The sequence below is a fragment of the Aerococcus viridans genome, from assembly GCF_001543285.1.
In the GTDB taxonomy this organism is placed as follows: Bacteria; Bacillota; Bacilli; order Lactobacillales; family Aerococcaceae; genus Aerococcus; species Aerococcus viridans.
In genome coordinates, this window is record NZ_CP014164.1 from 1991255 (window position 1) to 2004903 (window position 13649).

At 38.2% G+C, this 13649-nt stretch carries 9 protein-coding genes; all 9 read right to left on the reverse strand.

Annotated features, from left to right (window positions below):
• Positions 1-89: 89 nt before the first annotated feature.
• The 9 genes from uvrA to secA all read right to left on the reverse strand — a co-directional run bounded on the left by uvrA (position 90) and on the right by secA (position 13407).
• The gene (gene uvrA, locus AWM76_RS09355) at positions 90-2909 is read right to left on the reverse strand and encodes an excinuclease ABC subunit UvrA (protein ID WP_003143372.1); all 2820 of its coding nucleotides are present in this window, start codon (positions 2907-2909) and stop codon (positions 90-92) included.
• Between the two features lie 331 nt (positions 2910-3240).
• Positions 3241-4008, reverse strand: a complete 768-nt coding sequence (pstB, locus tag AWM76_RS09360; protein WP_060779419.1) for a phosphate ABC transporter ATP-binding protein PstB — start codon at positions 4006-4008, stop codon at positions 3241-3243.
• Positions 4009-4040: 32 nt separating this feature from the next.
• Positions 4041-4856: a phosphate ABC transporter permease PstA gene (gene pstA, locus AWM76_RS09365; RefSeq protein WP_003143375.1), complete on the reverse strand. Its 816-nt coding sequence runs from the start codon at positions 4854-4856 to the stop codon at positions 4041-4043.
• Positions 4856-5731, reverse strand: a complete 876-nt coding sequence (gene pstC, locus AWM76_RS09370) for a phosphate ABC transporter permease subunit PstC (protein WP_004262795.1) — start codon at positions 5729-5731, stop codon at positions 4856-4858. The genes pstA and pstC overlap by 1 nt, the downstream gene beginning before the upstream one ends.
• 212 nt (positions 5732-5943) lie before the next feature.
• Positions 5944-6846 (reverse strand): substrate-binding domain-containing protein, encoded by a 903-nt coding sequence (locus AWM76_RS09375; RefSeq protein ID WP_004262798.1) that lies wholly within the window; start codon positions 6844-6846, stop codon positions 5944-5946.
• A 202-nt stretch (positions 6847-7048) separates the two neighbouring features.
• The gene (locus AWM76_RS09380) at positions 7049-8905 is read right to left on the reverse strand and encodes a sensor histidine kinase (RefSeq protein ID WP_004262800.1); all 1857 of its coding nucleotides are present in this window, start codon (positions 8903-8905) and stop codon (positions 7049-7051) included.
• The gene (locus tag AWM76_RS09385) at positions 8905-9672 is read right to left on the reverse strand and encodes a response regulator transcription factor (protein ID WP_004262803.1); all 768 of its coding nucleotides are present in this window, start codon (positions 9670-9672) and stop codon (positions 8905-8907) included. The genes AWM76_RS09380 and AWM76_RS09385 overlap by 1 nt, the downstream gene beginning before the upstream one ends.
• A gap of 150 nt (positions 9673-9822) precedes the next feature.
• Positions 9823-10933 (reverse strand): peptide chain release factor 2 gene (gene prfB, locus AWM76_RS09390; protein ID WP_106427328.1). Its coding sequence is split into 2 segments (ribosomal slippage): positions 9823-10860 and positions 10862-10933, totalling 1110 coding nucleotides; the frame shifts between segments, so codons are not numbered across the junction.
• Positions 10934-11025: 92 nt separating this feature from the next.
• On the reverse strand, positions 11026-13407 hold the full coding sequence (gene secA / locus AWM76_RS09395; RefSeq protein ID WP_004262805.1) for a preprotein translocase subunit SecA: 2382 nt from the start codon (positions 13405-13407) through the stop codon (positions 11026-11028).
• Between the last annotated feature and the right edge of the window lie 242 nt (positions 13408-13649).

Consider the following 13649-nt stretch of genomic DNA (forward strand, 5'->3'; position numbering starts at 1 on the left):
TTCTCATAATCTTTCATTTTAAAGAAAAAACACTATGTTTCAAGATGAATGTAATATTTATCGTCAACATAGTGTGTTTCTATTTTATTCTATTGTTTCAACAATGGTTTTAAGTATTTACCTGTGTATGAGCCTTTCACTTTAGCAACCTCTTCAGGTGTACCAGAAGCAACAATCTTGCCACCTTGAGCACCACCTTCAGGGCCAATATCCACAATATAGTCTGCTGTTTTAATCACATCTAAATTGTGCTCAATCACGACAATAGTGTTACCAGCATCTACTAAACGTTGTAAAACACCAATTAATCGCTTGATATCTTCAGTATGTAGACCGGTAGTTGGTTCATCTAAAACATATAAGGTGTTACCAGTTGCCACACGTTGTAACTCAGAGGCCAATTTCATCCGTTGCGCTTCCCCACCTGATAGGGTTGGCGCTGGCTGACCTAATGTCACATAGCCAAGACCTACATCGACGATGGCTTGTAATTTACGACGAATTTTTGGTACTGCTGCAAAGAATTCTAATGCTTCTTCAATACGCATGTCTAAAACTTCCGCGATATTTTTACCTTTATATTTTACTTGTAAAGTTTCTGAATTATAACGGGTACCATGACAAACTTCACATGGTACATATACGTCAGGTAAGAAATGCATTTCAACTTTTAGGATGCCATCGCCCTTACATGCTTCACAACGGCCCCCTTTAACATTAAATGAAAAGCGTCCTTTACCGTATCCACGTAGTTTGGCTTCATTAGTTTGCGCAAAAAGATCACGAATATCGTCAAATACAGATGTATATGTTGCTGGGTTAGAACGCGGCGTACGACCAATCGGGCTTTGATCAATATCAATAACCTTATCTAACGATTCAAAACCTAAAATTTCATCTACTTTACCATAAGGCATCTTTGCTCTATTTAGTTCACGAATCAGATACTTTTTCATGACCTCATTAACTAATGAGGATTTACCTGATCCAGAAACACCTGAAATCACATTTAGACGGCCAATTGGAATATCCACATCAACATTTTTAAGGTTGTTTTCACTAGCACCTCTAATATGGATAGCACCATGGTCTTCCTTACGTCTCTTTTCAGGTAAGTCAATTTTACGGGCACCTTTTAGGTATTGCCCTGTGATAGAGTCTTTATTATTTGCCACTTCATCCGGTGTACCTGCAGCCACGACTTCGCCACCATATTCACCAGCACCAGGTCCCATATCTATTAGATAATCTGCTTCACGCATAGTTTCTTCATCATGTTCAACGACAATCAAGGTGTTCCCTAAATCACGCATACGTTTCAATGATTTAATCAGACGGTCATTGTCTCTTTGATGTAATCCAATTGAAGGTTCATCCAAGACATACATGATGCCAGAAAGGTTTGATCCAATTTGAGTAGCTAGACGAATACGCTGCGCTTCCCCACCTGATAACGTACCTGCAGAACGGTCTAAAGTTAGGTAGTTTAAGCCCACTTCTTCTAGGAAGTTTAACCGTGAGGCAATTTCACGCATAATCGGTTGCGCAATCGTCGTATTTTGTTCAGATAAATCTAACCCCTCGAAAAATTCAATGGTATCCACAATCGCTTTATGCGTTACTTCAGCAATATCTTGACCACCAATTTTTACTGATAAGGCTTGACGGTTTAAACGTTTACCATGACATACAGGACACTCTAATTCGGTCATATATTGACCCATAGCTTCTCGCATAGCCTTAGATTGACTAGATTGGTAACGACGACGTACATTAGGAATCACACCCTCAAATACCCGCATTTTATCTTGAACAGATCCGAACTCATTTTGATAATGGAAATGGAATTCTTCTTCGCCAGACCCATATAAAATCAGGTCTTGTTGTTCTCGTGTAAGTTCTTTAAAAGGTACATCCATTGGTACCTCGAAGGCAGTAGCTGCTTGTTCCAACATGGTTGGGTAGAAAGCAGAACCTTTTGAATCCCAAGGTACGATAGCCCCTTCTTTTAATGTTTTATTTTTATCTGGCACAATTAAATTAGGATCAGCTTCGATTTTTGAGCCTAAACCAGTACACTCCTCACAAGCTCCATAAGGCGCATTAAATGAGAATAGACGGGGTTCTAACTCCCCTACTGTAAATCCACAGTGAGGGCATGAATAATGCTCTGAAAAGAGAATTTCGTCCCCATCAATTAAATCACAGACTGCATAGCCATCAGCTAATCTAAGAGCCGCTTCTAAAGAGTCAGCCAAACGCCCTCTAATATCTTCTTTAATCACTAAACGGTCGATCACAATATCGATTTGGTGTTTTTTATTTTTATCTAATTCAGGTACATCATCAATGTCATAGATTTCGCCATCAATACGCACACGGACATACCCCTGTTTACGGATACCGTCAATGATCTTTTTATGTTGACCTTTTTTACCATAAACAACTGGAGATAGAATTTGCACTTTAGTCCGTTCAGGCAAACTTAAAATTCGGTCTAACATTTGGTCTAAAGATTCACTCGTAATTTCGGTACCATCATTTGGGCAGATTGGTTGGCCAACCCGAGCATATAGTAAACGAAGATAATCGTTCACCTCAGTAATGGTCCCTACTGTTGACCGTGGGTTTCTTGAAGTAGTCTTCTGGTCGATTGAGATGGCTGGACTTAATCCTTCAATAGAATCTACATCTGGCTTTTCTGTGTTACCTAAGAATTGACGCGCAAAGGCCGATAGACTTTCCACATATCGTCTTTGACCTTCTGCATATAAGGTATCAAAGGCTAAAGTACTTTTTCCGGATCCTGATAAACCAGTTACAACGACCATTTGATCGCGGGGAATATCAATATCAATATTTTTTAGATTATGGGAACGAGCGCCCCTTACTTTAATTAAATCTCTCAATCATGCCACTCCTTATTGTTATACCTCATTACTAAACCTCAATTGATGTTCAGCAAATAATGATTATACCTTATCACTTATATCTTCTCATCTATTATGACATAGTTCGCATTTGTTGCGAATAATTTGACTTAAACACGCTTCTATTTTAACACAAACGTATGTTCGTTGTACAATATTCACCCTAGGATATCGGCAAAAGTATCCTGTTTATAGCGAAACGAGCCTCTAAGAAAAGTCCCTACCCTCCACTAGCTACCTGATTTGCGCATAAAGAAAAACCACCGACAAATGCCAGTGGCTTGAAAAGGTTATTGGTTTGGAATATGGATTAACCAAAACGTCCAGCAACATAATCTGCTGTTTGTGTATTGGTTGGGTTGTTAAAAATTTGGTCAGTTTCACCAAATTCAATGATGTGTGATCTACCTGGGCCAGTTTCTGGGTCAGCGTAGAAGAAGCCTGTGTAGTCAGATACACGCGCAGCTTGTTGCATGTTGTGCGTTACAATTGCGATTGTATAGTCATCACGTAATTGTTGTACTAACTCTTCAACTTTTAAAGTAGAGATTGGGTCTAAGGCTGAAGTCGGCTCATCCATTAACAATACGTCCGGTTTAACTGCTAAGGCACGTGCGATACATACACGTTGTTGTTGCCCACCAGAAATAGCCATACCGTTTTTGTTTAAGTCATCTTTCACTTCGTCCCAAATCGCTGCACCACGTAATGATGTTTCAACGATTTCGTCTAATTCATTTTTGTCACGGACACCGTGTGTACGAGGACCGTAAGCAACGTTGTCATAGATTGACATTGGGAATGGGTTTGGTTGTTGGAAAACCATCCCTACGTTTTTACGTAACATGTTTAAGTTCATATCACGGTCGAAGATGTTTTTACCGTCTAAAGTAATTTCACCATCGATACGGCAACCTTCAACAAGGTCGTTCATACGATTTAATGTTTTCAAGAAAGTAGATTTACCTGATCCAGAAGGACCAATTAATGCTGTTACTTGTTTTTCGTAAATAGGCATGTTGATACCTTCTAGGGCTTTAAAGTTACCATAGTAAAGGTCCATGTTCTCTGCCTGCATTTTAATTTTAAGATTGTTGTTTTCAACCATGATTAGTTTTGTCCTCCTTTTGTAAATCGTTGTGATAACCATGTAGATAAGCCGTTAATAACTAATACAACTAATAATAGTACTACACCGGTAGCATTTGCTTGATCACGGTGTAAACCTTCACTTGATAATACATACATATGTAATGCTAATGTACGACCAGATGAGAAGATTGAATTAGGTAGTGATGTTGATGTACCTAATGTATACATCAAGGCTGCTGTCTCACCAACGATACGTCCGATAGCAAGGATGATACCTGACAAGATACCTGGCATAGCAATTGGCAATACGATTCTAAAGATAGTACGTAATTTACCAGCACCTAAACCGAAACTTGCTTGACGTAAATTGTCTTTAACTGACATTAAGGCTTCTTCAGTATTACGGATAATCAATGGTAATACCATAATTGCTGAAGTAAGAATACCTGAAATTAATGAATATTGGAATCCTGCTGCAGATACAAAGGCTAGCATACCGAATAAACCAAATACGATAGACGGCACACCTGTTAAGGTATCAGTCGCAATACGGATACCTTCAACCCATTTGTTATTTTTACCAGCATACTCTACTAGGTAGAAACCAGCAAATACACCAAATGGAATAGCAAGAAGTAATGAGCCACCAATTACGTAGATTGTTGTGATAATTGAAGGCATCATTGAAACGTTATCTGTTGAGTACTTCCATGAGAATAAGTCAGCTGTTAAGTGAGGGACACCTGAAACTAATACATAACCGATGATCCATACTAAGGCAGCAAATGTAACTGCTGCAAAGAAATATGTAAATCCACGTAGTACTTTAGACATTAGTTATTTACCCCCGTTCTCTTAACATACGCGAAGATACCATTGATAATCAAAATAATAACAAATAACACCGCACCTGTTGCAACCAAGGCGCTTTGGTGGGTACCAGTTGCATAAGCCATCTCTAAGATGATATTAGCAGTCATTGTACGTGCACCTTGGAATAAACCACGTGGGAAAATTGCTTGGTTCCCTGCAACCATGATAACTGCCATTGTTTCACCAACAGCTCGACCAATGCCTAAGATGATAGAAGAAAAGATCCCTGATCTAGCAGCCGGCATCATGATCACATAAGATGTTCTATCATGATCAGCGCCTAATCCAACTGAGGCATTATAGTAAGTTTTTGGTACTGCACGTAAGGAAGACTCAGACATGGTAATAATAGTAGGTAAAATCATAATTGCTAAAACAATACCCGCTGTCATGATACTCATACCATTTGATGCAATTCCTAAAGATCTTGAAAAAGTTCGAATTCCTGGAACCAATACTTGTAAACCGAAATAACCAAATACAATAGAAGGAATACCAGACATTAAGTTCATCGCTGGTTTCAAAACTTTATGTAATTTGGGAGGGCAATAAAATGCCATAAACATCGCAGTAAATACACCTGTTGGTACGCCCAACACGAATGCGATTAAGGTTACGTATAGTGAACCTATTAACATTGGTGCTAACCCAAAAATTTCTTGAGATGGTTGCCATTCGCTACCAAATAAGAATTGACCAAAGCCATAATCAGCCATAAAAGGTAATCCTCTTGCAAATATAAAGTAACAAATTGCTAACAAGGCAAGAATTGAAGTGAAAGCAGCTAACATGAAAACGTACTTCATTACTGTTTCCAACATATTATTTTGTTTCATATGTTCTCCTTATTAAATTCAAATTCACTCTAAAAATGTGTCCAAGGGAAATTATAACTTATCTATCCGGTTTTAAAAACCCATAAATTCACAATTGGTTATTCGACCTCTGAATAATTTAAAATACCCTCAAAATATAAAAGGAGTTGCTACTATATAGGAGTAGCAACTCTAATAAGATAAACCCTTGGTTGTTACTTAACTAGTCAGAATTATTGAGCAGTATCTTCCCAGTTAGTAGTTTCGCCAGTAAAGATACTTGCGACTGTAGCTAAGCTTAAGTCAGAAACGCCATTCTCAGGGTTAACGATTACCGCAACACCATCAATAGCAATTGCTTCTGCAGTTACATCAGTTTCATCATCCGCTAATGCGCGAGAAGCCATACCTAAGTCTGCAGTTCCATCAGTAGCAGCCTTAACACCTGCAGATGAACCATTAGAAGTAATATTAATTTGAACACCTGAGTTTAATTCTTCATAAGCTTCCGCTAATTTTTCCATTACTGGAGAAACTGAAGTAGAACCGACAATGTTGATAGTTCCTGATTGAGAGCCGTCACCTGCATAAGCTTCCGCATCAGCTTTAGCTTGTACAAAACCTTCATCTAAAACGATTGCTTGACCTTCTTCAGAGAAAATGAAGTCGTGGAAGTCAGCTACTACACCTTCTAATTCGCCTTGATATACGATGTTAAATGGACGGGAAATGGCGTAATCACCTGATGCAACGTTTTCTTCTGTAGCTTCAACACCATCAACAGAAACAGCTTTAACTGTATCGTTTAATGAACCTAAAGAAATATATCCGATTGCATTTGGATCATCAGCAACAGCAGTCATTACTTGGTCTGTACCATTCATGATCGTAGCTGCAGCAGTAGTGTTATCAATATCATCAGCCATAACGCCTGTAGCCTCAACGAAGGCATCACGCGTACCAGAACCTTCTTCACGAGAGATAACTGAAATAGGCCCAGTAATTGCTGCCGCTTCTGTTGTCGAATCAGAACTTGTATCCGTTGAGTCATTACTAGAGTCACTGTTTCCACATGCAGCTAAAGCAGCTGAAGCACCTAACGCTAAAACTAATTTTGAAAGCTTGCTAAAAGTCATTTATACTTTCCACCTTTTCTTTTTCTTAATCCATATAACCATATTCCAAACGATTACAGCATTATTATATAAAATGATTGTAAATATCTAAGTCGATAAAATGTAAATTACCGCTATTTGTGTAAATATATTGTAAAGTTTGTGTAAATTTCATTGGTAAATTCTCATTTATCTTCCCTCATCGGCTAAATTTACTATGCGTTTATTCTTCTTCAATTTCATCTTCTTCATCTAATTCTAGCGGTTCTAGCTTAGGAATATAGACCGTAAAACTTGTTCCCCTACCAAATACACTATCTACTTCGATCCCACCCCCCATATGTTCTAGTATATTCCGAACAATGGATAAGCCTAGCCCTGTACCACCAGATGCAGTTGACCGGTCTTTACTTACCCGGTAGAATCGTTCAAATATTCGTGGAAGGTCCTCTTGTGGTATGCCGATACCATTATCTGAAATTTTAAATTGAATCATATTTTCCTGTTCAGAAATGAATACCTTAACAAAACCATAAGGATTATTATAAATAATGGCATTATGAATTAGGTTGGTAAGTACCTGTAAAATCCTACCGCGTTCTCCTCTAAAAGAAACATCTGGCTGGGAGTTATCATCTTTAACTAAATTAATATGCTTATCTTGTGCCCGCCCACTTAGGTGTTGAAATACGTCTTCTACAAGCTCGTCCGCCTCTAACAATTCAGTCGTTTGTTGTACTTGATCCTGTTCAATTTTAGCCAGGTCTAAAATATCCTTAATTAAAGAACCGAGGCGATTACTCTCTTTTTGCATAATTTTAACGAATTCCACTGCTGTATCGTGATCTTCAATGGCCCCATCTAATAAGGCTTCAGTAAATCCTTGTAAGGCAGTGACTGGTGTTTTAAGCTCATGAGATGCGTTAGAAATAAAATCGCTACGAACTTTTTCCAAATGGCGAATACTAGTAATATCATAGATTAAAAGAATAATTTGTTCTGAATCATTTGGATTTGTTAGTTCTTCATTGGTTTCAGTATCAAAGTAAGCATCCACTTCTTCATAGCTTAAATGAATAATATTCACATCCAAAATAACCTCTCTTGGATAATATAAATAAATTTCCTCATTAATTTTCTGTTTTGTTTTAGAAGCTTGGTTTAGCATTTGAACCAAACGATAACTTTGTAAAACTTCTTCAAAACGACGACCTTCTATCTGCTCCTCCAGCCCTAGAATTTCATAAATAGCTGGGTTAGCTAAACGCACAATATGGTCTTTATCTACCATCACAACACCTAACATCATGGCATCTACCAATTTGTTCATTCGTTGTGTTTGATTTGTAATTTGAAATTCTTGAAGAGCTAGCTCATTGGATAGATCATTAATATTTTCACCAATTTCATCAAATTCTTCAATGTCTACGGGTGTATATTTTGTCGCATAATCATTATTTGCTATATGATTTAATTGACGATTAATGGCCAAAATAGGCAAGTGTATTCTGCGGTTAAAGTGTACAAAAAAACCCACCAGTATAATAACCGCTCCAAGAGCCATCACCACAGCGATATAGATAATGTTTTCTTCCACTGGACGATTAAGAGGAAAATTTCTCAATACTTGAATATACCCAAGTACATCTCCTTTTGAGTTAGAAATTCGTTCAGAGTAAGAGTAAATAATTGTATTCTTTTCTGTTTCTTCCTGTCTAAACCTATTATCCATATTTTCTTCATAGTCTCTAAAGGCAGCATCATTTAACAACAGGTCATTACCTACAGCGTAAACTTTGTTGCCGTCAGCGTCATAAATTAAGATTCGATCATTTAAATTGACCATAGGTTGAATGGTTCGTTTAACGTCCCGGAATTCAGCTGTATTATCGGTGATATCAACTGGATCTAAAGACCTGAAACTTGGTCGAATAGTAGATACAACATTGATTAAAGTATTTTGTACTTCATCGTTTACGGTGTCCGACACAAAGCGATTGACGGTAAAGGCAAATATCACACTATATAAAATAAACAACAGTGCAAACACTGTTGTTATACTTTGAATCAATTTTTGCATCAGTTCGGCACCTCGAATTTATACCCAAAGCCCCGAACGGTAATGATATATTCAGGATTTTTGGTGTCTAGTTCGATTTTTTCACGTAAATGACTCACATGCACATCCACAATACGGGTTTCACCTGCATAATCAAACCGCCATAATTTTTGCAATAGCTGTTCACGAGACAAAGTCCGGTTCACACGACGGGCCATATAAGTTAATAACTCGAACTCTTTAGGCGTCATTTCAATCGACTCTCCACGCACGTATACTACATAATCATTCACATGAATTTCGATATCACCAGCTTTAATGATTTCAACATCTTCATCTTTAAAATTCCCTACTGAATCTTTCGTTAGGGTAATTTTATGCTTTTCTTCCACGCCATTTTCCGCATCCACTGAAGATACTGAATATGTCGCACGACGTAAGATAGCCTTCATACGGGCCAATACTTCACGCGGACTAAATGGTTTAGTCATATAATCATCCGCACCCAACTCCAACCCGATGATTTTTTCTAATTCATCATCTTTTGCAGTTAACATTAGAATAGGTGTGTTTATCTTATTTTGACGTAAGTTTTTACAAACGTCCATCCCATCCATTTTGGGTAGCATTAAGTCAAGAATAATAAAGTCTAATTGATGATTCATGGCCAATTCTAAACCTGTCTGTCCATCTTCTGCTTGAATAACTTCGTAGCCTTCTTTTTCTAGACTATATTTTAATAATGTTAATATTGATTGTTCATCATCCACTATTAATACTTTTTTCATATATTTCCTCCACATAAAATTTTTAGGAAATCTCATTCACGTTCAAAAGTAACCAACTACCCTAAATACCAGATACAAGCTGAACTTCACTCACAATTATATAACCTTTTAAGCGTATTTTAAAATACCCTCAGTTAGAAAAAGTAACTCCTAATTTTCATCACTCAATTGATTTTTTAAATACGCGTCAATAAAACCATCCAAGTCACCGTCCATGACGCCTTGTACATTGGCTGTTTCATAGTCAGTTCGGTGGTCTTTTACCATATTATATGGATGGAATACGTAGGAACGGATTTGTGAACCCCAGGCAATTTCTGATTTTTCACCACGAATTTCATCTAATTCTTTGGCATTTTTTTCAGCTAGTAAATGCGCTAATTTAGCTTGTAACATCTTCATAGCCGTATCCCTATTTTGGAATTGAGACCTTTGACCTTGTGAGGCCACGACAATACCAGTTGGCACGTGGGTTAACCGAACTGCTGAAGATGTTTTATTGATATGTTGCCCTCCAGCACCTGATGCGCGGAATACGTCCATTTCAATATCTGATTCATCAATTTCAATTTCCGTATTTTGGTCTAATACTGGCATAATCTCCACTGAAGCAAAAGAGGTATGGCGACGTTTGTTGGAATCAAATGGTGAAATACGCACTAAGCGATGGATCCCATCTTCCGATTTCAAAAATCCGTAAGCATTCAACCCTTTGATTTCAAGTGTAACAGACTTAATTCCCGCCTCATCACCGTTTTGAAAATCGAGTGTCGTCACTTGATAATCGTGTTGGTCTGCCCACCGTTGGTACATACGCAGTAGCATTGAAGCCCAATCTTGGGACTCAGTACCACCAGCACCTGGATGAATCTCTAATAAGGCATCGTTATGGTCATACTCACCACTTAGTAAAATATTGCGCTCATAGGCGCTAATTTTAGCTTGGAAAGCTTGTATTCGATTAACTAATTCCTTAGATAAATCGGGATCTGGTTCTTCTTTAACCATTTCGTTTAAAAGTGTCAATTCTTCATATTCATCCGCTAGATTATTGAATTCATCATAGACCTTTTTCAAGGCGTTATTCGCGTCAATTACTGATTGTGCTTTTTCTGAATCATCCCAGAAACCTGGTTGCACCATATCAGCTTCATACTCAGCTAAATCTGCTTCCATCTTCTCTAAGTCAAAGAGACCCCCTGAAGCTGTCAATTTGGGTTTTATTTTGCTCTAGTAAGTTATTAATTTCATATTGTTCCATCTTATATCGCTCCTAATAAAAACACGGGACCAACATGCATGATGATGTTACTCGGTCAATGCCTTGTTCGTCCCGATGTTCATAATATGCTCTTATTTAGCTTGTTTACGTTCTAAGTTTTGACGAATTTCAGATTGCATGAACATGCGTGTTGCATCATATTCAATACCGGCAATCATTTCGTTGAAACGGTCAAATCCTTCAGATTGGTATTCTACCAATGGGTTATTTTGCGCGTAAGCACGTAGTCCAACCCCTTGACGTAATTGGTCCATAGCGTCAATATGGTCAGTCCAACGAGAGTCAACTGCACGCAGGATAACCACTTTTTCAAATTCTAGGGCCATATCTTTGTTATTGATTGAATCAATTTTTTGGTTGAAACGGTCAGCCGCTTTATCAGTAATAAAGGCAATAATTTCTTTTTGGCTTTTACCCTCTAAGTTATCAATGTCTACTTGCGTATTGCGGTATAAGGCTGTTTCGGCAAAATCAGCCAGCGCTTCTAAATTCCACTCAGAACGGTCACCAGCAGTGTATAATTCCACTTGGCGTTTAATAGTCCGCTCAATCATTGGCCACATCACGTCATCCAATGACTCTTCAGCTGAAATCACTTGGAAACGTTGTGCGTAGATGACATCACGTTGTTGACGCATCACCTCATCGTATTCTAGGACGTTTTTACGGGTATCGTAGTTATTCCCTTCAACACGAATTTGCGCGGCTTCAACTTGTTTAGTAATCATACGAGACTCAATCACCATGTCTGGATCATCTTGGTCTACGTTTAATCTTTCCCATAATTGTTGGATACGTTCTGAACCGAAACGACGCATCACGTCATCTTCAAGTGATAAGTAGAAACGTGAGTAACCTGGGTCTCCTTGACGTCCAGCACGCCCACGTAACTGGTTATCAATACGGCGTGATTCGTGACGTTCAGTACCAATTACAGCTAAGCCACCAAGTTCTTTTACTTCGGGGCTCAATTTAATATCTGTACCACGCCCCGCCATGTTCGTCGCAATCGTCACGGCGCCCTTTTGACCTGCATCAGCAACAATTTGCGCTTCACGTTCATGGTTTTTAGCGTTCAATACGTTATGGCGAATACCTAATTGCGTTAAAGCATCTGATAACATTTCAGAAGTTTCAACCGCTACAGTACCTACTAAAACTGGTTGTCCAGCTTGGTGACGGGCAGCGATATCCTTTACAACCGCGTTAAATTTAGATTTTAAATTAGGGTATAAGATATCTGATTTATCTTCACGGATAACAGGTTTATTGGTTGGAATTTGAATGACGTTCATATTATAAATTTCACGGAATTCTTCTTCTTCAGTTTTAGCTGTACCTGTCATACCAGATAATTTTTCATACATTCTGAAATAGTTTTGGAAGGTAATTGTCGCCATTGTTTTCGATTCATTTTGAATGTCCACATTTTCTTTTGCTTCAATCCCTTGGTGTAAACCATCTGAGAAACGACGACCTTCCATGATACGACCAGTAAAGCCATCAACGATCTTCACTTGGCCATCAACCACTACATAGTCAATATTTAAAGCCATGATGTAGTTGGCACGTAAAGCTATATCGATATGGTGGATTAAACGACCATTTTCGATATCATATAAGTTCTTCACATGGAATACATCTTCTGCTTTTTCAATCCCCGCTTCAGTAAGGGCAATCGTTTTAGACGACACATCAATCACATAATCGTCTTCTTCTTTTAAGCTCTTGGCAAAATAATCTGCCCGTTGGTACAAGGCAGTTGATTGCTCAGCCTGGTTTGAAATGATAAGTGGCGTACGCGCCTCATCGATTAAGATTGAATCTACTTCATCGACAACCGCAAAGTATAAAGGACGCTGCACCATCTGGCGTTTGTATACGACCATGTTGTCACGCAAGTAGTCAAATCCAAGCTCATTATTTGTTGAATAAGTAATATCCGCTGCATATGCTTCACGCTTTTCGTCGTTGTTCATACCAGCTTTATTCAAGCCCACTGTTAAGCCTAAGAAAGTATATAACTCACCCATTTGCGCTGAGTCACGGCTTGCCAAGTAGTCATTGACTGTCACTACATGTACCCCTTTACCAGTTAAGGCGTTTAGGTATACTGGCATCGTTGCTGTTAAAGTTTTACCTTCACCAGTTTTCATCTCTGCTATGTTTCCGTAGTGTAAAGCCAAACCACCCATAATTTGTACGTGGTATGGGAATAATCCAAGGACACGGCGTGCACCTTCTCTTACTGTAGCAAAAGCTTCCACTAAAATATCTTCCAAGTCTTCACCTAATTGTAGACGTTCTTGGAATGACTTAGTCATATCTTTTAATTGGTCATCTGTGTAATTTGCAAAACGATCCTCTAATGCTTCAACTTGTTTTGCAGTTTTATCAAATTTTTTCAAATCTTTTCTTTGGTTATCAAAAACCTTTTTTAAAACATTTGCCATTATTTTCTCCTTTGGTTCAGAAAATTATATAAATCTTGGGCTAGGGCACATCATTCTACTAGATAATATGCTGTAGGCCTTGGTACCCACTATCCCCAATATATTTATCGTCCTATACATGATAGCATTAAAATTTTGTCATTAAAACAAGAAACGGCTAGCCTAAGCAGAAATTATGAGATTTTTACAATCTTTTTCCTGGAAAAATGACTAAACCCATAAAAAAAAGCTCCGGCAATCAC

Coding starts and splice junctions, on each gene's coding strand:
- AWM76_RS09385 (WP_004262803.1), bottom strand. CDS start 9,672: ATGAAAAAAGTATTAATAGTGGATGATGAACAATCAATATTAACATTA.
- pstC (WP_004262795.1), bottom strand. CDS start 5,731: ATGAAACAAAATAATATGTTGGAAACAGTAATGAAGTACGTTTTCATG.
- AWM76_RS09380 (WP_004262800.1), bottom strand. CDS start 8,905: ATGCAAAAATTGATTCAAAGTATAACAACAGTGTTTGCACTGTTGTTT.
- AWM76_RS09375 (WP_004262798.1), bottom strand. CDS start 6,846: ATGACTTTTAGCAAGCTTTCAAAATTAGTTTTAGCGTTAGGTGCTTCA.
- pstA (WP_003143375.1), bottom strand. CDS start 4,856: ATGTCTAAAGTACTACGTGGATTTACATATTTCTTTGCAGCAGTTACA.
- pstB (WP_060779419.1), bottom strand. CDS start 4,008: ATGCAGGCAGAGAACATGGACCTTTACTATGGTAACTTTAAAGCCCTA.
- secA (WP_004262805.1), bottom strand. CDS start 13,407: ATGGCAAATGTTTTAAAAAAGGTTTTTGATAACCAAAGAAAAGATTTG.